We start from the raw sequence: 19,770 nt of genomic DNA on the forward strand, positions 1-19,770 counted from the left end.
GGCGCTGTGCCGAGGCCGGTGTTCGTCATTTTCAACGGGGAAATCATGGTCCAAATCATCGAGACGCCGCTGCATGCAGATCATCGGCTGCGTCGTCTATATCAATGTGGCGTCCTGGCGGCGCTGATATTTAGCGGAAACACTACCCATGCCCAATCGCGCGGCCTCACGCTGGAATCTGCGCTGCAGTTGTCGCTGCAGCATTCCGCTCTGACCAAGGCTGCCGATGCATCGGTTCAGGCCAGCCGTGAGATGGTCGCGAAATCCGGCCAGTTGCCCGATCCGATGCTGAAGGTCGGCATCGATAACTTGCCGGTGAATGGGCCGGACCGCTACAGCGTGGACCGCGACTTCATGACAATGCGGCGAATCGGCGTCGAGCAGCAGTGGGTCTCCTCCGACAAGCGCGCGGCACGTACCGAACGAGCGCAACGCGTGGTAGACGTCGAAGAAGGCAATTACCTGACCAACGTCGCCAAGGTGCGCGAAGAAACCGCGATGGCGTGGATCAACACGCTATATGCGCAGCGCGGGTTGGCACTTTACAAGGCGCTGGAAAGCGAAACCAGCCAGGACTTGCTCGCGGCACAGGCGGCCTATCGCGGCGCCAAGGCTGCGGCGGTGGATGTCGGCCAGGCGCAATTGGTTTTGTCGCAGACACAAGACCGGATTCGCAAGGGCGAGCAGGCATTGAAAAGCGCCCGTATCGGATTGAGTCGCTGGACTACCGTGCCCGTTGAGTCGGTTGCCGCCGCGATGCCGCCGCTCGTATCTCATTTAGCGCGCCTGCCTGCAGAAGAGCTTGAAAAAATTCACCCGACATTGCTTACCGCGCGGCGTGCCGTTGCACTGGCCGACTCCGATGCCGCCGTTGCGACACGCGAACGCCGCCCCGACTGGACCTTCGAAGCCGCTTTCAGTCAGCGCGGCAGCCAGTATTCCAACATGGTGTCGGTTGGCGTCAGTATTCCGCTGCCGGTCAATCCATCGCAACGGCAAGACCGTGACATTGCGGAAAAATCCGCGCTCGCAACAAAGGCGAGATTGCAATATGAAGATGCAATGCGCGAGCTGCAAACCGATATTCAGGAGCAGTCATCGACGCTGGACAGCCTGAATCAACGTGTGTCGCAGCTGACGACCGAGCTGCTGCCACAAGCGAATCAGCAGGTAGAACTGGCGACCGCCGCATACCGTGCAGGTACCGGCAACCTCAGTGCCGTCTTCAATGCAAAGAAAGCGGCGCTGGAAATGCAACTGCAGATATTGGACGTCGAGAAAGAGGCGGCGTTGATGTGGACAAAGCTGGAGTACCACGTGATCCCCCACGACTTTATTCGGAGGGCCGCACCATGAAATCGGCATCCACATTGAAAGCTGTTAAAGCTGTTGCCTTGTTGTTTGCAGGCGCTGGATTGGCGTTTGGCGGCTATTGGACAGGCATGCACAAGAGTGCTGGCGACGCCCCGCCCTCCTCAGCAGTTGCAGACAAGATCGATCCCGCGACAGGCCGCAAGGTGTTGTACTGGCATGACCCGATGGTGCCCGGCCACAAATTCGACAAGCCGGGCAAGTCACCCTTCATGGACATGCAACTCGTGCCGGTCTATGCGGACGAAGCTGCGGCGGACGGGGTGAAGATCAATCCGTCACTGCAGCAGAACCTGGGGATCCGATTTGCCGCCGTGCGGCGCGAAGACGCACGCGATTCGTTCGAGATGGTGGGCACGACCCAATTCGACGAAAGCGTCGCGGAAGTCGTGCAGAGCCGCGTTACCGGCTATATCGAACGCCTTCATGCACGCGCGCCAATGCAGCGCGTGAAGCGCGGCGAGCCCATAGCTTCACTGTTTGTTCTTGACTGGATCGCGCCGCAGGAAGAATACCTGGCGCTCAAGCGAGCCGGCAATAACGATCTGGCCGCCGCGGCGCGTCAAAGGATGAGGGCGTTGTCCATACCGGATGGCCTCGTCGCCCAAGCGGAGCGCACCGGGCAGGCGCAGAAGCATTTCACGATCACGTCGCCAGTCACTGGCGTCATCACCGAGCTGGCGGTGCGCGACGGCGCGATGGTGTCCCCAGGCGTGACAATCGCGAAGGTCGCAGGCTTGCAAAAGCTGTGGCTGATCGCGGAAGTGCCTGAGCTGTTGGCTACATCCGTGCGCCCTGCAATGACCGTGGAAGCGACGTTCGCCGGCGACCCGAGCCATAAATACTCAGGCAAGGTGCGCGAAGTCCTGCCAGGCGTCAGCACGGCAACCCGTACGGTGCAGGCGAGGCTTGAGCTCGACAACCGTGACGGCAAGCTCACTCCGGGAATGCTCATGCGTGTTCGTCTGGGCGCGGAACAGTCGGTCAGCCGGCTGCTGGTTCCCACTGAAGCGGTGATCACGACCGGCAAGCGTTCGGTGGTGCTGGTGGCTGGCGACAACAACAGCATGCAGCCGGTGACTGTTACCACCGGGCGCGACATCAGCGGTGATACTGAGATATTGAGCGGACTGAGCGAAGGGCAGAGGGTGGTTGCCTCAGGCCAGTTCCTGATCGATTCGGAGGCAAGCCTGAAGGCGGTGTTGCCCAGGCTGGCCGTAGCGCAGGCAAATGCGCAGGCCGCCGGCACGAGCGCATCTCCCTCGTCCCCGAAGGCAAGCAGCGCACCTGCATACCACGGCGTTGGCAAGGTCGAGCGCATCGACAAGGATGCCTTCACCATTTCGCATCAGCCTATTCCTGCGCTGCAGTGGGGAGCGATGACGATGGGCTTCAAAAAGCAGCGGCCCGACGCTTTCCCCGACATCAAGGTGGGGCAGAGCGTCGAGTTCTCCTTTACCCAGGCCAACGACGACTATGTGCTGGTCGAAGTGAAACCCGCGTCCGGAGGTGCGAAATGATTGCGCGGATTATCCGGGGATCGATCGCGAACCGCTTTTGGGTATTGGCGGCGACGCTGGTGCTGGCCGGGTGGGGCTTGTGGTCGCTCGGCAGCACGCCGCTGGATGCCTTGCCTGACTTGTCCGACACGCAAGTCATCATCCGCGCCCAGTATCCGGGGCAGGCGCCGCAGATTGTCGAAGACCAGGTAACGTATCCGTTGACCACCGCTTTGCTCGCCGTTCCCGGCGCGAAAACGGTCAGGGGATACTCCTTCTTCGGCGATGCATTCGTCTATGTGCTGTTTGACGACGCCACCGACTTGTACTGGGCGCGCGCCCGCGTGCTGGAGTATCTGAACCAGGTGCAAAGCCGCCTGCCGCAAGGCGTGCGGGCCGAGCTGGGGCCGGATGGCACGGGAGTCGGCTGGATATACGAATATGCGCTGGTGGATCGCACGGGACATCACGATCTGAGTCAGTTGCGGGTGCTGCACGACTGGTTCCTGAAGTTCGAGCTGAAAACGGTTCCCGATGTGGCCGAAGTTGCCAGCGTCGGTGGCATGGTAAAGCAGTATCAGATCGTGCTTGATCCGGACCGGCTGCGGGCGTTCGGCATTTCCCATGCGAAGGTGCTCGATGCATTGGCAAAGGCGAATCAGGAATCAGGCGGCTCCGTCGTCGAGTTGGCCGAGACTGAATACATGGTGCGTTCGCGCGGTTATCTGCGTTCGCTGGAAGATTTCCGCAACATCGTGTTGAGCGCCAGTGAGGCAGGCACGCCGGTGCTGCTGCGGGATGTGGCGACGGTGCGACTCGGGCCCGAAATGCGTCGTGGCATCGCGGAACTCAATGGCGAAGGCGAAGTGGCAGGCGGCGTGATCGTCATGCGTTCCGGCAAGAATGCGCTGGAAACCATCAAGGCGGTCAAGGCCAAACTGGCGACGCTGCAAAGCGCGCTTCCCAAGGGCGTCGAAGTGGTCGCGACGTATGACCGCTCCAACCTGATCACGGCGGCGGTCGCCAACCTGCGCGACAAGCTCATCGAAGAGTTCATCGTCGTCGCCGTCGTCTGCGCACTATTCCTGTTCCACCTGCGCAGCGCGTTCGTCGCGATCGTGTCGCTGCCGCTGGGCATTCTTGCCGCATTCATCGTCATGCGCTACCAAGGCGTCAACGCCAACATCATGTCGCTCGGCGGCATCGCCATAGCGATCGGTGCGATGGTCGATGCCGCCATCGTGATGATCGAGAATGCGCACAAGCACCTGGAAATACATGCCCGTGAGCACCCGAATCAGGACTTGAGTCCGACGCAACGCTGGGAATTGATTACGGAATCGGCCATCGAAGTCGGTCCGGCGCTGTTTTTCTCGCTGCTGATCGTTACCTTGTCCTTCATCCCCGTATTCGCACTGGAGGCGCAAGAGGGCAAGCTGTTCGCGCCGCTTGCCTACACCAAGACCTATACCCTCGCGGCGGCGGCCGGGCTGGCGATCACGTTGATACCGGTGTTGATGGGTTACCTGATTCGCGGACGCATCCCGAGTGAAGCATCGAATCCGATCAATCGCATCCTGATCCGCGTCTATCGCCCGCTGCTGGAGATGAGCTTGCGTCACCCGGTCGCGACGATTGGCATTGCCCTGGTCGCGCTGGTGCTGACCGCGATACCTGTCTCACGTCTGGGCGGCGAGTTCATGCCGCCGCTCGACGAGGGCGACTTGCTGTACATGCCTTCGGCGCTGCCCGGTTTGTCCGCATCGAAGGCGAGCGAACTCTTGCAGCAGACGGACCGCTTGATCAAGACAGTACCGGAAGTTGCCACCGTATTCGGCAAGGCCGGGCGCGCGGAATCGGCGACGGACCCGGCGCCGCTGGAGATGTTCGAAACCACGATCCAGTTCAAGCCCAAGAGCCAGTGGCGACCCGGAATGACGCCCGAAAAGCTGGTCGAGGAACTGGATCGTGTGGTCAAGGTGCCGGGGCTTTCGAATGTCTGGGTGCCGCCGATCCGCAATCGCATCGACATGCTGTCCACCGGCATCAAGACGCCTGTCGGCATCAAGGTGTCCGGTGCCGATCTTGGTCAGATCGACCAGATCGCAACGCAAATCGAAGCGGTCGTGAAGACCGTGCCGGGCGTCACCTCGGCGCTCGCGGAGCGCGTCGGCGGCGGGCGCTATATCGACGTCAACATGGATCGGGCGAGAGCGGCGCGCTATGGCCTGTCGGTGGCGGATGTGCAGTCGGTCGTCTCGTCCGCCATTGGCGGTGAAAATGTCGGCGAAGTCGTCGATGGCCGTCAGCGCTTTCCCATCAATGTGCGCTACCCACGAGACTATCGCGATTCGGTGCAATCGTTGCGTGAGCTTCCTGTGGTGACGGAAAAGGGCGCGCAATTACGGCTCGGTGATATCGCGGCGATACAAATTACTGATGGCCCGCCGATGATACGCAGCGAAAACGCGCGGCTGTCCGGGTGGGTTTATGTCGATGTGCGAGGGGCCGACCTGCGTTCGGCAGTGACCACCATGAAGGCGCGTGTCGCCAAGGAGGTGAAGCTGCCGCCCGGCTATGCGATCGCCTGGTCCGGCCAGTTCGAATATTTGGAGCGTGCCTCGGCGAAATTGAAGACGGTGATTCCCGTGACGCTCGCTGTCATTTTCATCCTGCTGTTCATCATATTCGGCTCCTTCGCTGAAGCATTGCTGCTCATGCTGACCGTGCCCTTTGCCCTGGTGGGCGGCTTCTGGTTTGTATGGCTGCTCGGACATGCCGTTTCGGTGGCGACCGCAGTCGGGTTTATCGCATTGGCCGGCCTGGCCGCGGAGTTCGGTGTGGTGATGTTGATCTATCTGCGCAATTCCCTCGACAAGCGCTTGGCGGAAGGGCAGCCGCTTACGATCGCGGTGATCGACGAGGCGATACGCGAGGGCGCCGTCATGCGGGTGCGTCCGAAGGCCATGACGGCGGCGGTCATCCTGGCCGGCCTGGTTCCGATCATGTTTGGCGGCGGTGCCGGTTCCGAAGTCATGCAGCGCATCGCCGCGCCGATGGTGGGCGGCATGATCACAGCACCTCTGTTGTCGCTCTTCGTGATCCCGGCGGCATGGCGTTTGTTGATGGAATACAAGCTGGGCCCCGCAGTACGGATGAAATTCTCACGAACTGCGACGTGACTATTCGCGGTGCATTACCTCAGCTTTAGTCATCAAGGAGTAGTGAAATGAAAAAGTCGATTTATGCGGTAGCCACAACTGCAGCCGCAGTTTTCGGATTTGCCGCACTTGCAATGAACGCCCAGGCAGACCAGGAAAAAGGTGGCAAGGACATGGGCATGGATATGGGCGGCATGAACATGGACAGCATGAAGAGCCATTCGGCGGGACGGGCGTCAATGACGGAAGGCGTAGTGCGTGGTGTCGATAAGGCGAACAAGAGCATTCTGCTGAAACACGGCCCGATCGAGAACATGCACATGGGCGCCATGACGATGGCCTTTGTCGTCAAAGACGTCGCCATGCTGTCCAAGGTCAAGGACGGCGACAAGGTGAAATTCTCAGTCGAAAACATCGACGGTGTCGCGACTATCACTGCATTGAACGTTGAGCAGTGATAGGGATGTCTTCACCATGAAGCGCTGAGGCTTGATTGACCTCAGTGTTCAAGAAAGGCTGCCGATTTCCCGTTCAAAGAATCGCAGGATGCCGACATCGTGCATGTACCCCACATTCAGCCGCATCCGGGTGGACGGCAGCTGGCTGGGCGAGAACAGGCTGCCGGGCGCAAGCAGATAGCCGTGCTCCATGCCTCTTTCGGTCAGCACATTGGTATCGCAGCCGGCATCCACCCAGAGGAACATGCCGGCCGGCGGCGCGATATCGACTGTCAGGCCGACGCGCTCCAGTTGCTTGGCGGTCTTGTCGCGCACGCCGTCGAGCTTGCTGCGCAGGCGGTCGACATGCTTGCGGTAATGGCCTTCGGACAGAATCTTGTAGACGGTGCGTTCACCCAGGTCGCTGGTGGTCAGGGTGGACAGCATCTTGCGGTCGGACAGGCGTTTGGCCATGTCCTCCGAGGTCGCGATGAAGCCGACCCGCAGGTTGGCTGCCAGTGTTTTTGAAAAGCCGCCGAGATAGATCACGCGGTTCAACTGGTCGAGCGCCGCAATGCGCGTGGCCGGCTGGATCGCGCTGCCGGGATGCATGTCGCAGTAGATATCGTCCTCCACGATCGTGAAGTCGTGCTGCTCCGCGATTTTCAGTATCTGGAACGCCTTGGCCGCCGACAGGGAAGTGGAAGTCGGGTTGTGCAAGACCGAGTTGATCACATACAGCTTGGGCTTGTGCAAGGCGGCCAGCTCGGCCAGCTGCGCGACATCCGGTCCATCCGGCAGGCGCGGGATGCCGACCACCTTTGCGCCCAGCAGGGCGAACGAGCCGAACATCAGGAACCAGGCCGGATCGTCGACGAAGATCGTGTCGCCCGGTTGCAGGAAATGCCGCGCGACGATGTCCAGCGCCTGCGTCACGCCCGAGGTGGTGACGATCTGATCCGGGGTGGCGGCGATTTCCAGTTCCGCCAGTTTCAATTGCAGTTGCTGGCGCAGTGGCAAGAAGCCTTGCGGATTGCCGTACTGCAGCAGCAGGTTCTGGTTCTGTCGACTGATGGCACGCAAGGCATTGGCAACCAGCTCGCCGTCCAGCCAGTCGACCGGCAGCAGGCCGGAACCCGGCATCTTCTGCTGCGGATTCTGGCGGAACATGCTGCGCACCAGCCAGACCACATCGAGATGCGGCGGCGGCGCTTCGCTGGCGCGAGGGCTGGCGGCGTTCGTTGCCAGCATCGGCGAGCGTTCGCGCACATAGAACCCGGAACCGCGGCGCGATTCCAGGAAGCCTTTGGCGACCAGCCGGTCGTAGGCCTCCACCACCGTGAAGCGCGAAACGCGATGCGTGTCGGCGAATTGCCGGATCGAGGGCATGCGCGCGCCGGTGCGCAGCAGCTTGTCATCGATGCGCGTCTCGACGGAGCGCACGATCTGTTCGACCAGCGATTCCCCCGACTGGCGGGAAAGTGTCTGGGGCACGGCCGCGTTCAATTCGGTCACGCCGGCTTTGCGTGGAGAAATTGTATTGGTCATATTGCCGTAACAGTGGGTTGAATTATTTGGGTAATTGTACTGGTACTGTATCGGTTTTGTCGGCTAGGATACCTCATCGATACCGACAGAGGAAGCCATGATTACCTGCTACTTGCGCTACGTGATAGATCCGTACAAGCAGAAGGAGTTCGAGCATTACGGACGTTTGTGGATTCCGCTGGTGGAGAAATTCGGCGGCAAGCACCACGGCTATTTTCTGCCGTCCGAAGGCGCGAACAATATCGCGCTCGCGTTGTTCACGTTTCCGAGCATGGCTGAATACGAGCAATACAGGATCAGGTCGATGGAAGATGCGGACTGTATTGCCGCCTTCAAATACGCGGAAGACACGCGCTGCATCGTCAACTACGAACGCAGCTTCCTGCGCCCGGTCTTCTTCTGATACGGCGGAACATAGTCATGGAAACCCTGCTCCCGCTTGCGCTCTTTGCCTTCGTGTCCTCCATCACGCCGGGACCGAACAACATCATGCTGACTTCCTCCGGCATCCTGTTCGGCTTCGTTCGCTCGATCCCGCACATGCTGGGCATCACGGTCGGTTTCGGCGTCATGCTCGCCTTGTGCGCGACGGGCATCGGCGGCCTGATCCTGGCGGTGCCGGCGATCCAGGTCATCCTGAAAGTCCTCGGGTCCGGCTATCTGTTGTACCTGGCGTGGCAGCTGCGCCGCATGGCCTTCAGGCAGGACGACAGCGGCCGCGCCAAGCCGATGTCCTTCCTCGGCGCGGCCGCATTCCAGTTCGCCAATCCCAAGGCGTGGGTGATGGCCGTCACCGGCGTGTCGGCCTTTCTGCCTGCGATGCAGCCGGTGTGGTTCGCGATCACGATGTTCTGCCTCGTGTTCTGTGCCATCAACCTGCCATGCGTCGGCGTGTGGGCCGGTACGGGGGCGGCGCTGCGCCGTCATCTCGCACAGCCGAAATGGCAGCAGGTGTTTTGCATTGTGATGGTGTCGCTGACCGTCTATTCCGCTGTCGCCATCTGGATGTAAAAGCATCTGATGAACGTTCCGGGGGCCTTGCGTCGCTTTGCCGCTCGCAGGAATCCAATGAGGAGTGAACTGAAATGATCGATCCATCCACACTGTCGGTGTTCCTGTTTGCCGTGTTGATGCTGTTCCTGTCGCCGGGCCCGAACATGGCCTTCGTGCTGTCACATGGCGTGGCGCGTGGGCCGCGTGGCGGATTTGCTGCAGCCCTGGGCATCGGTGCGGCGGACCTTGTGCACACGGTGTTCTCCGCTACGGGGATCACGGCGCTGGTCGCTGCCTGGCCGCCCGCGTTCGATCTCCTTCGCTATGCCGGCGCGCTCTATCTGATCTGGCTCGCCGTCCAGGCCATCCGCTCGCCCGGAAGCGCCGGCATCTCCAGCCGAAAACAGGCCTCCATGACGCAGATATTCAGGATGGCGATGCTGAACAATCTGCTCAACCCAAAGGCATTGCTGTTTTTCATCGTGTTCCTGCCGCAGTTCGTCGATGTCGCGCGCGGCCACGTGGTGCTGCAGCTGGTGATGCTGGGCGTGATTCTGTCGATTGCCGCGGTGTTCTTCAACACCGCATTGGGTGCATTCAGCGGACAGGTCGGGAAGTTTCTGAACGGGAATCCGCGCGCGGCAAGGTATCAGGGCTGGTTCCTGGGCAGTGTGCTGGGTGCGCTCGCACTGCGTCTGCTGTTGCTGGATCGTCCGGGGCGGTGATGATTGCATGTATGGAGGAATGAAATGAGTGCGGTAATGACACAGGAAACCAGGGGCATGTGGCTGGGCATGGTCGGCGTTGCGATCTTCAGCCTGACACTGCCGTTTACGCGCATGGCGGTGGCTGAACTGAACCCGGTGCTGGTCGCGCTCGGGCGCGCGGTGGTTGCCGCAGCAGGCTCGGCCCTGCTGCTGTGGCGGATCGGCGCGACGCGTCCGACGCGCTCGCAATGGAAGGCATTGACGATCACGGCGCTCGGTGTCGTGGTCGGCTTCCCGCTGCTGTCGTCGATTGCGATGCGCTATGTGCCGGCGTCGCATGGCGCGATCGTGCTCGGCATCCTGCCATTGGCGACGGCCTTGTTCGGTGCACTGCGATTCGGCGAGCGGCCTTCAATCGGTTTCTGGCTGGCCGCCATCGCCGGCAGCGGCATCGTGGTTGCGTTTGCGCTGTGGCAGGGCGGCGGTGAACTGCATGTCGCCGACCTCGCCTTGTTCGGCGCGGTGATCGCGGCGGCCATGGGTTACGCCGAGGGCGGCCGCTTGTCGCAGACGATGGGCGGGCAGCAGGTGATCTCGTGGGCGCTGCTGCTGTCGATGCCGATCCTGATACCGGTGACGGCATGGCTCGGCTGGCGTTATGGCGTCAGCGCATCGCCGCAGGCCTGGCTGGGGTTCGCCTATGTGTCGGTGTTCTCGATGTTCATCGGCTTCTTCTTCTGGTACAAGGGCCTGGCACTGGGCGGCATCGCGCGCGTGGGGCAGGTGCAATTGTTGCAACCCTTCCTGACGCTTCTCGGCGCGGCGCTGATCCTCGACGAGTCGCTGGATGCGAAAAACATCCTGTTTGCCGTGGCCGTGCTCGCGGTCGTCGCCATCGGACGGCGCATGACGATCAAGCGATGACATGGACAATCAAGCTGATGCACGACCCTCGTTGAGGGTAAAATCGGGGCATCATTCACCCTGCCATCCCGATGCGGATCGACGTGCATTGCGATGGCATTATTTCTGGAGTCGCCGATGTCCTTTTACGACAAGCTCAAAGCCTTGAATATCGAATTGCCCGCAGTAGCGGCGCCCGCCGCCGCCTATGTGATGCATGCACAAATTGGCAACACCGTGTTTCTGTCCGGTCACATTGCCAAGAAGGATGGCAAGCCATGGGTCGGTCAGCTTGGCAAGAACGTCACGACCGAAGAGGGCAAAGAGGCTGCGCGCGCCGTCGCGATCGATCTGCTGGCGACCTTGCAGGCAGCGTGTGGCGGCGACCTGAATCGCGTCAAGCGCATCGTCAAGGTAATGAGCCTCGTCAATTCGACCGGCGACTACACTGAACAGCATCTGGTCACCAATGGCGCGTCGGAATTGTTCGTTGAAATCTTCGGCGAGCAGGGCAAGCATGCGCGCTCCGCGTTCGGCGTTGCGCAGATTCCGCTGGGCGCCTGCGTCGAAATCGAATTGATCGCAGAAGTCGCGTAGTAATCGACATTCCCTTGAATACAGCGGTGTTGTTCAATGCTGCTCCGTTCAAGGAATTGCCGCAAACAGGTCCATACAGCATTGATACCGTGAGATAAGCATGAAGCCAGAAAATCCCGCTCCCATCCAATGGCATTTCGCACAGCGTGTGCAGCAATTGCAAAGCTCCGTGATCCGCGAAATCCTGAAGATCACGGTGCGTCCGGAAGTCATCTCCTTCGCTGGCGGCTTGCCGTCGCCTGCGACCTTTCCGGTGGCGCAAATGCAGGCCGCATTCGACGCCGTACTGTCGCGCCAGGGCAAGGTGGCCTTGCAATACGGCCCGACCGACGGTTACGGACCGCTGCGCGAATGGGTTGCGGACCGCCTATCGCGCGGCGGCGCGAAAATCCTGCCGGAGCAGGTGCTGATGACATCCGGTTCGCAGCAGGCGCTCGATTTGCTGGCGAAGGTGCTGGTCGATGAAGGCAGCAAGGTGCTGGTCGAGACGCCGAGCTATCTCGGCGCCTTGCAGGCATTCTCGGTGTATCAGCCGCAATATATGTCGATTCCGACCGACGAGGATGGTTTGATACCGGAAGCGGTGCCGGCCATCGGGCAGGACGCCCGGTTGCTGTACGCGCTGCCCAATTTCCAGAACCCGACCGGACGCACGCTCTCGGTCGAGCGCCGCGCCGCATTGGTCGAGGCCTGCGCGCGCCTGGGCGTGCCGCTGATCGAGGACGATCCTTACGGTGAACTCAGCTATCGCGCCGCGCCGCTGCCCAGGATGATCTCGATGAACCCGCAGGGCGTGGTCTACATGGGCTCGTTCTCGAAGGTGCTGACGCCTGGCATCCGCCTCGGTTATGTTGTCGCGCCGCTGCCGCTGGTGCAGAAGCTGGAGCAGGCCAAGCAGGCCGCCGACCTGCACACCTCGCAGCTGACGCAGATGGTGGTGTACGAAGTGATCAAGGACGGTTTCCTCGATCAGCATATCCCGACGATCCGCAAGCTCTACGCCGAGCAGTGTCAGGTAATGGACGCGGCATTGACCGAGCATTTCCCGGCGGGCGTGACGTGGACCAAGCCGGAAGGCGGCATGTTTACCTGGGTCACCTTGCCGAAGCACATCGACAGCATGAAGTTGCTGGATGAAGCGATTGCGCAAAATGTCGCCTTCGTGCCCGGCGCGCCGTTCTATGCGAACGTGCCGGAGTCCAATACCCTGCGTTTGAGCTTCGTGACGGTGCCGCCGGAGAAGATTCGTGAGGGGATTGCGCGGCTCGGTGCCTTGATCAAGACGAAAGTGTGATCAGTGTGCGCGCCGGTATCACGAACCGCGGCGCGCGACAAATGTCACGCCGTGCAGCGTGCATGGCGTGACATTGCCGGCGAGGGGACCCGTCAAAAACCGGGTCGTTTCATGTCCTTGAAAGCCTCCGCTTCCTGACCCACGGTCCAACCGTTGAGGCCGCACACGAGTTTTTTCAATTCAGGGTGCTTCTCCAGCAAGCCCAGCGCGAGAGCTGTATTGCCGGATCCAGCCGCCGCATTGGCCAACGTGGCGGCGACCTTGACTGCCGGGGTGTTGCCGAAGGCTTTCGCTGCGATGTCGATGCCTGGCCCGCTGTTCTGCGCGGCGAGCTTTCCTGCCTGCCCCAACTTTTCCATGAGCGAGTTTTGCAAGGCGCCACCTGTGCCGCGGGAAAGTTTCGCAGTGGCTTCACCGCCGCCGATTTTTTGCGCGGATACTGGCGTCCCGGTTGTCGTCCCGGTTTTCGCCGTGGACGTTCTACGAGATGCTTCGGTCTCGTGCAGAGTGGTTGGCGACTGAAAATTGTGGGGGATTCTGTTGGTCATTGTGTTCTCTCCATGCTTGATGGGGTGTGCTGGTCAACCGATGGAAGCAGCCAGCATGTCCTTGTTTATTGCGGAACGCTCGAAAAGCGCAGCGCGCCATCCGTTGCATAGACCTGCCACCCATCCGGGTAAGTCAGCGCCGGCCCGTCGCTGGAATGCAGTTTTCCCTTGTCGTTCAGCGACAGCGTGCGCGGCCTTTCGCTGACCCAGCACACCCTGGCATGCGGGGTGAACCATCCCGCCGTCTTGGCCAGATCCAGCAGGCCGGTGATCTGCTCGGTTTCTTCCTCCAGACCCTCCACCTCGCGGAAGTAGGCATAGAACGATAGCCAGTACGCGTCATGTTGACCGTAGCCGCTCGCTTGCGCGCTGCCGCTGGCGCAGGTCTTCACGTGTTCGCCGATCGGGCTCGCGATGTTTTCCCAGATCGGTTTTTGCAGGACTTCCCACAGATTCTTCCACGCACTCACGCGCGCCTTGCTGTCGGCGCCGCTGCGGATGTTGGCCCATGCATTTTCCATCACGCCGTCCCAGACCGTCGTCTTGACCGAGTCACCGATGCATGCCGTGAGCCGGCTCCTGATCGTGTCTTCCAGCACTTGCTTGTCCTGCGCTTTCACTGCGGCGCGGATGCCGTCGCCGATCGCAGTCAGGATGCAGTCTTCGGTGCTTTCCCATACGCTGTGCCAGATGCTTTGCCACACGCTATCGGTTGCGCTGAAGCGCACGCTCTCGTTCATCGTGCCGAGCATGTGTTCATACATGCCTGCCGTGACATCGTTCTTGATCGCATTGATCAGCCTCTGCTTGACCGCGCCGGTGTCGAACAGGCGCATGCTGCTGCAGAAGGCATCCTTTATGTCGTCCCGGATACCGGGGCCGTTGGTTTTCTTTACGTTGACCCACATGCTGCTTACCACGCCATCGGCGAAGTGCGGGTCGAGCACAATGGCGCGTACCAGCGCCTGCGAGAATGGCGATTCGCACCAGACCACTTTTTCCGGCACGGCGAGGCCGGCCGCCTGGTAGGCCTTTCTGACTGCGGCCTCGGCGGCATCGCGTTCGGCGGGCTGCGTGGTCAGTCCGATGCGGACCCAGGCCTGCCGCAGCCTGGAAAAATCCAGAGTGGAGACGGCTTTCCGCGCCATCTGGTTGTTCAGTGATTTCTGCAGGAGTGATTGCTGCACGCTCGCGCCTTGTTGTTGTGTTGTCGGAGCGAGTCGCGGTGCGTATTGGAGGCGGTGACGTTGCCGGTTTGCCTGGCCGCCGCTGCCATCTCACTGCGATTTCGCTGTCATGATTGAGTGGCGTCGGGCGGGATTTGGTTCCATGCCGGAGCGAGGGCGGCTGGAAAGAGGGGGCGGAGGTACGACTATGCGTGCGGGGAGGCGCTGCGTCGAACCTGCGGTCGATCCGGCGTTTCTTTCGATGCTGCAGGGAACGGGAGCGTTGCCGTTGCACGCAACGCTCCCACCGGGTTTCGATGGATGGCGGCTGGCTTTATCGGGTTGCCGCCAGTCCCGCCGGCTTGATCTTCGCGTCCAGCACCTTGCCCTTGCGCGCGCGCTTGCCGATATGCGATGCCAGTCCCGATGCCGACAAGGCCACTTCCTGCTCCTTGCCGCCGCGGCCAGTGCCGGATACGGTCACGCCTTTCTGGCTGATGGCCTGCGCGGCAAGCAGCTTCTCGTCCTTTTCCAGCTCCATCAGGATCACGCCGCGTCCGCCGCCCGACAGGGTCTTGATTTCATCGAGGCCGAACACCAGCAGACGGCCTTTCTCCGACAGGCAGGCGATTGCGCTGGCATTGCTGCCGACCACGCCGGGTGCGAGCGGCTCGTCGCCTTCATCGAGCGTGACAAAGGCCTTGCCGGCCTTGTTGCGGCTGACCATGTCGCCCGCCTTGGCGGTGAAGCCGTAGCCGGCTGTGGAGGCAAGCAGGAGTGTCGTGTCGGCCGGCCCGGTGAAGTAATGCAGCAGGCGCGTACCGCTGGCCAGTTCGCATAGCGTGGTGACCGGGACGCCATCGCCGCGCGCCCCCGGCAGCGCCGCGACGGAAACCGAGTAGATGCGTCCGTTCGAGCCGAAGGCGAGCAGCGTATCGACCGTGCGGCATTCGAACGTGCCGTACAGGCCGTCACCCGCCTTGAAGGTGAATTGCGCGGAGTCGTGGCCGTGGCCGGTGCGTGCGCGCACCCAGCCTTTTTGCGAAATGACGACGGCCACCGGTTCGTCGATCACTTTCTGCTCGACGACGGCCTTTTCCGCTTCCTCGATCAGGGTGCGGCGCGCGTCGCCGTACTGCTTGGCGTCGGTTTCGATTTCCTTGATGATGAGTTTCTTCATCGACGCCGGATTGTCGAGCAGGTCGTGCAGCGTGGTCTTTTCGTTGCGCAGCTCGGCCAGTTCCTGCTGGATCTTGATCGATTCCAGGCGAGCCAGCTGGCGCAGGCGGATTTCGAGAATGTCTTCCGCCTGGCGGTCCGACAGCTTGAACGCCTGCATCAGCGCGGTCTTCGGTTCGTCCGATTCACGGATGATCCTGATGACCTTGTCGATGTTCAGCAGTACCGCTTCGCGGCCTTCGAGGATGTGGATGCGATCGTCCACCTTCTGCAGGCGGTGACGCGTGCGGCGCGTGACCGTGGTGAAGCGGAATGCGATCCACTCGCGCAGGATGTCGGACAGCGGTTTCTGGCGCGGACGGCCGTCGCCGCCGATCATCACCAGATTGAGCGACGCACCCGTTTCCAGCGAGGTGTGCGCCAGCAGGATGTTCATGAATTCGGTCTGATCCTGGTTCTTGGACTTCGGCTCCAGCACCAGGCGCACCGGCGCATCCTTGCCGGACTCGTCGCGCACCGTGTCGAGTACCGACAGGATCATCTGCTTCAGGGCCATCTGCTCGGGCGAGATCGTTTTCTTGCCGAGCTTGACCTTGGGATTGGTGAGTTCCTCGATTTCTTCCAGCACCTTCTGTGACGACGTCCCGGGCGGCAGTTCGGTAACCACTGCCTGCCACTGGCCACGCGCCAGCTCTTCGATCTTCCAGCGTGCGCGGACTTTCATCGTGCCGCGCCCGCTTTCGTACATTTCCGAAATGACCGAGGCGGGCGTGATGATCTGTCCGCCGCCCGGGAAGTCAGGACCGGGGATGAACTCCATCAATTCCTTGTGGGAGAGATGAGGATTTCGAATCAGGGCGACTGCCGCTTTTGCCACTTCCGTCAGGTTGTGCGACGGGATCTCGGTGGCGAGGCCGACCGCGATGCCGGATGCGCCGTTCAGCAGCACGAAGGGCAGACGCGCCGGCAGCAACTTCGGCTCTTCGGTCGAACCGTCATAGTTGGGCTGGAAATCGACCGTGCCCATGTCGATTTCATCCATCAGCAGCTTCGAAATCGGCGTCAATCGCGCTTCCGTGTACCGCATCGCCGCCGCACCGTCGCCGTCGCGCGAACCGAAATTGCCCTGGCCGTCGATCAGCGGATAACGCAGCGAGAAGTCCTGCGCCATGCGTACCAGCGCGTCGTACACCGACTGGTCGCCGTGCGGGTGCAGCTTGCCGAGCACGTCGCCGACCACCGCTGCCGATTTGCGCGGCTTGGCAGTCGAGTTCAGTCCGAGTTCGTTCATCGCGAACAGGATGCGCCGCTGCACCGGCTTCTGGCCGTCGGAGACGTCGGGCAGGGCGCGGCCTTTCACCACCGAGATGGCGTAATCGAGATAGGCGCGCTCGGCGAAGCTGGCGAGCGTCAGCGATTCGCCGTCGCCGGCGGGTGCTTGATCGAAGAGATTGGCTTGTTCAGTCATTGTGTTTCACTTTTATTCTATTCACTGGTCATCGTCGGCATGTTGCTGCGTCCGGGGATCGTCATGCGGATGCGCTTGACGACAGGGACGGCAACATCGGATGCGCCGACCGCAACCCGGTCGGATGATGGTTTGAAAAGCTGATAAAACTGCGTCACCACTTTCACGTAGTTGACCGTCTCGGGATAGGGGGGGATCTGGTTGTTGTACTTCTGCACCGCGCCTTCGCCGGCGTTGTAGGAGGCGATCACCAGGTGCGGCTTCAACGGGAACATGTCATGCAGGTCGCGCAGGTAACGCGCGGCGAGCCGGATGTTGATCCCCGGGTCGGCCAGTTTCTGTGTCAGCGTCCGGTTTCGGTCCGCCTGCAGGCCGTAGCGCTCGGCGGTGGCAGGCATGATCTGCATCAGGCCGACCGCGCCCTTGGGTGACACGGCGCTCGGGTTGAAGCCCGATTCCGCCGCCATCACCGCCTTCAGCAAGGCCGGGTCGAGCGAAAAATCCTGCGCCGCCTGATGCAGCAGCGGCTCGTATTTTTTCAGGTTCGGATGCTGAGCGAAATACTGCGAGGCTGGCAATTTTTTCGGCGAGCCCGGCGAAGAAGGTTCCGCGCGCGCGCTGTCGAACACCATGCCGCCTTTCATGAACAGGCGATAGCGGCCGTCCAGTTTCTCCGTCGAAAAATGCTCGACGCCGCCCGCATCGACATAGCCGTAGATGTCGGCCAGCGCCGGCAGCGCCACCGAGCCGACGGACAATGCGATGCAAAGCGGGACAAACCGCATCAGATATCCGCTTCCGCTTCGTTGCCGTGCTCTTCCAGCCAGGCGCGCCGCGCCGCGGCTTCGCCTTTGCCCATGAGCATGTTGAAGCGCGTTTCGGAGGCGGTCAGATCGTAATCGCCGAGCGATACCGGCAAGAGGCGGCGCGTATCGGGATTCATCGTGGTTTCCCACAACTGCTCCGCGTTCATCTCGCCCAGGCCTTTGAAGCGCGAGATGGCCCAGCCGCCATCCTTCACGCCATCCTTGCGCAGCTTGTCCTCGATCGCTTCCAGTTCGCCGTCGTCCAGCGCATACAGTTTCTGCGCCTGCTTCTTGCCGCGCGCCGGTGCATCGACACGATACAGCGGGGGCCGCGCGACGCAGATGTGGCCGCGTGCGATCAGTTGCGGGAAATGCTTGAAGAACAGCGTCAGCAGCAGTACCTGGATGTGCGAGCCGTCGACGTCCGCGTCCGACAGGATGCAAATCTTGCCGTAGCGCAGGCCGCTCAAATCCGGCGTGTCATTCGGCCCGTGCGGATCGACGCCGATGGCGACCGATATATCGTGAATTTCATTGTTGGCGAACAGGCGATCACGCTCGGTTTCCCACGAATTCAGCACCTTGCCGCGCAAGGGCAGAATCGCCTGAAATTCCTTGTCACGTCCCATTTTCGCCGAGCCGCCGGCGGAATCGCCCTCGACCAGGAACAGTTCGTTGCGCGACACGTCATCCGATTCGCAATCGGTCAGCTTGCCCGGCAATACCGCGACGCCGGAGGATTTCTTCTTCTCGACCTTCTGCGCTGAGCGCAGGCGGGATTGCGCCTGCTTGATGACCAGTTCGGCCAGCTTTTTGCCGTAATCGACGTGATGATTCAGCCACAGTTCCAGCGCCGGCCTGGTATAGGTCGCCACCAGCCGCACCGCATCGCGCGAATTCAGGCGTTCCTTGATCTGGCCTTGGAATTGCGGATCGAGCACCTTGGCCGACAGCACGAAGGAAACGCGTGCGAATACGTCTTCCGGCAGCAGCTTGACGCCCTTGGGCAGCAATGAATGCATTTCGACGAAGCTCTTCACCGCGCCGAACAAGCCTTCGCGCAAGCCGGACTCATGCGTGCCGCCGGCCGGCGTCGGGATCAGGTTCACGTACGACTCGCGCACGATGTTGCCTTCCTCGGTCCATGCCACCACCCACGCTGCGCCTTCGCCTTCCGCAAAACCTTCGGTATCGGCGCCGGCGTATTGCGCGCCTTCGAACAGCGGAATGAGCGGCTCGGCATTCGAGGTCTGCGCCAGCGATTCGAGCAGATAGCCGCGCAGGCCCTGATCGTATTGCCAGGTCTGGGTATCGCCGTTCTTCGCGTTGGCCAGCGTGACCCTGACACCCGGCAGCAGCACGGCCTTCGAGCGCAGCAGGCGCAGCAGTTCGGCTTGCGGGATGGCGGAGGAATCGAAATACTTCGCATTCGGCCACACCGTGACGCGCGTGCCGGATTTCTTGTCATCCCTGGTCGCAGCGCGCGATTTCAGTTTTTCCACCACATCACCGTCGGCGAAGGTGAGCTGATGCACACCACCTTCACGCCACACCGTGATTTCCAGCCGCGAGGAGAGGGCATTCGTGACCGATACGCCGACGCCATGCAAGCCGCCGGAGAAGGAATATGCACCGCCCGAACCCTTGTCGAACTTGCCACCCGCATGCAGGCGGGTGAAGACGATTTCGACCGTCGGTACCTTTTCCTCGGGATGAAGGCCGACCGGGATGCCGCGCCCGTCGTCCTCGACGCTGACGCTGCCATCGGTGTTCAAGGTGACGAGAATGTTCTTGCCATAGCCGCCTAGGGCTTCGTCGGAGGCGTTGTCGATGACTTCCTGGATGATATGCAGGGGATTCTCGGTCCGGGTGTACATGCCGGGCCGCTGCTTGACCGGTTCGAGTCCTTTCAGAACCCGGATCGAGGCTTCGCTATAGTCGGAAGTTTTTTTGGTAGCCATTCAGTTAAAACGCCAGATGATCGGAATGTTGCCTGATTTGTTGCTTTCGGGAATGAATTTAAACACAAACGGGCGGCAATGCCCAATGCGTGTGTCGGCCTTGATTGTAACCAGAGTGCCGTAACGGCATGC

At 61.3% G+C, this 19,770-nt stretch carries 16 protein-coding genes; 10 read left to right on the forward strand and 6 right to left on the reverse strand.

Translation table 11 applies throughout. The features are described from left to right. The first annotated feature begins 45 nt into the window (after positions 1-45). From D3870_RS04685 to D3870_RS04700, 4 genes are read left to right on the forward strand one after another with little or no spacing between them, the layout of a single operon-like run. Positions 46-1,356, forward strand: coding sequence for a TolC family protein (locus D3870_RS04685; RefSeq protein WP_119741676.1), 1,311 nt, complete (start codon positions 46-48; stop codon positions 1,354-1,356). After that, positions 1,353-2,891 carry an efflux RND transporter periplasmic adaptor subunit gene (locus D3870_RS04690; RefSeq protein ID WP_119737080.1) on the forward strand — a complete coding sequence of 513 codons (1,539 nt, stop codon included), beginning with the start codon at positions 1,353-1,355 and terminating at the stop codon, positions 2,889-2,891. Before D3870_RS04685 ends, D3870_RS04690 begins: the two co-directional genes overlap by 4 nt. After that, the gene (locus D3870_RS04695) at positions 2,888-6,052 is read left to right on the forward strand and encodes an efflux RND transporter permease subunit (RefSeq protein ID WP_119737082.1); all 3,165 of its coding nucleotides are present in this window, start codon (positions 2,888-2,890) and stop codon (positions 6,050-6,052) included. Before D3870_RS04690 ends, D3870_RS04695 begins: the two co-directional genes overlap by 4 nt. 47 nt (positions 6,053-6,099) lie before the next feature. Continuing rightward, on the forward strand, positions 6,100-6,489 hold the full coding sequence (locus tag D3870_RS04700; protein ID WP_119737084.1) for a copper-binding protein: 390 nt from the start codon (positions 6,100-6,102) through the stop codon (positions 6,487-6,489). Positions 6,490-6,537: 48 nt separating this feature from the next. Here D3870_RS04700 and D3870_RS04705 read toward each other — a convergent pair whose 3' ends face one another. Beyond that, entirely contained in the window at positions 6,538-8,016 is a 1,479-nt protein-coding gene (locus D3870_RS04705) for an aminotransferase-like domain-containing protein (RefSeq protein WP_119737086.1), read from the reverse strand. A gap of 97 nt (positions 8,017-8,113) precedes the next feature. On the opposite strand from D3870_RS04705, the gene D3870_RS04710 reads away from it, so the two are divergent. From D3870_RS04710 to D3870_RS04735, 6 genes are all read left to right on the forward strand, one after another. Next, entirely contained in the window at positions 8,114-8,419 is a 306-nt protein-coding gene (locus D3870_RS04710) for an NIPSNAP family protein (RefSeq protein WP_119737088.1), read from the forward strand. A 17-nt stretch (positions 8,420-8,436) separates the two neighbouring features. Continuing rightward, on the forward strand, positions 8,437-9,027 hold the full coding sequence (locus D3870_RS04715) for a LysE family translocator (RefSeq protein ID WP_119737090.1): 591 nt from the start codon (positions 8,437-8,439) through the stop codon (positions 9,025-9,027). Positions 9,028-9,101: 74 nt separating this feature from the next. Next, positions 9,102-9,734 (forward strand): LysE family translocator, encoded by a 633-nt coding sequence (locus D3870_RS04720; RefSeq protein WP_119737092.1) that lies wholly within the window; start codon positions 9,102-9,104, stop codon positions 9,732-9,734. A 36-nt stretch (positions 9,735-9,770) separates the two neighbouring features. Next, on the forward strand, positions 9,771-10,640 hold the full coding sequence (locus D3870_RS04725) for a DMT family transporter (protein WP_119737094.1): 870 nt from the start codon (positions 9,771-9,773) through the stop codon (positions 10,638-10,640). Positions 10,641-10,757: 117 nt separating this feature from the next. Beyond that, positions 10,758-11,216, forward strand: a complete 459-nt coding sequence (locus D3870_RS04730; protein WP_119741678.1) for a RidA family protein — start codon at positions 10,758-10,760, stop codon at positions 11,214-11,216. Positions 11,217-11,316: 100 nt separating this feature from the next. Further along, complete coding sequence (locus D3870_RS04735; protein WP_119737096.1) at positions 11,317-12,510, forward strand: aminotransferase-like domain-containing protein; 1,194 nt, start codon at positions 11,317-11,319, stop codon at positions 12,508-12,510. A 92-nt stretch (positions 12,511-12,602) separates the two neighbouring features. On the opposite strand, the gene D3870_RS21945 is transcribed toward D3870_RS04735, so the two are convergent. The 5 genes from D3870_RS21945 to D3870_RS04760 all read right to left on the reverse strand — a co-directional run bounded on the left by D3870_RS21945 (position 12,603) and on the right by D3870_RS04760 (position 19,638). Then, positions 12,603-13,058, reverse strand: a complete 456-nt coding sequence (locus D3870_RS21945; RefSeq protein WP_147375707.1) for a hypothetical protein — start codon at positions 13,056-13,058, stop codon at positions 12,603-12,605. 65 nt (positions 13,059-13,123) lie between these two features. Then, on the reverse strand, positions 13,124-14,245 hold the full coding sequence (locus tag D3870_RS04745) for a DUF6745 domain-containing protein (RefSeq protein WP_147375708.1): 1,122 nt from the start codon (positions 14,243-14,245) through the stop codon (positions 13,124-13,126). Positions 14,246-14,558: 313 nt separating this feature from the next. Further along, positions 14,559-16,871 (reverse strand): DNA topoisomerase IV subunit A, encoded by a 2,313-nt coding sequence (gene parC, locus D3870_RS04750; RefSeq protein ID WP_119737102.1) that lies wholly within the window; start codon positions 16,869-16,871, stop codon positions 14,559-14,561. Between the two features lie 17 nt (positions 16,872-16,888). After that, the gene (locus D3870_RS04755) at positions 16,889-17,656 is read right to left on the reverse strand and encodes a lytic transglycosylase domain-containing protein (protein WP_119737104.1); all 768 of its coding nucleotides are present in this window, start codon (positions 17,654-17,656) and stop codon (positions 16,889-16,891) included. Continuing rightward, positions 17,656-19,638: a DNA topoisomerase IV subunit B gene (locus D3870_RS04760; protein ID WP_119737106.1), complete on the reverse strand. Its 1,983-nt coding sequence runs from the start codon at positions 19,636-19,638 to the stop codon at positions 17,656-17,658. Before D3870_RS04760 ends, D3870_RS04755 begins: the two co-directional genes overlap by 1 nt. Between the last annotated feature and the right edge of the window lie 132 nt (positions 19,639-19,770).

It is taken from the genome of Noviherbaspirillum cavernae (assembly GCF_003590875.1).
Classification (GTDB): domain Bacteria; phylum Pseudomonadota; class Gammaproteobacteria; order Burkholderiales; family Burkholderiaceae_D; genus Noviherbaspirillum; species Noviherbaspirillum cavernae.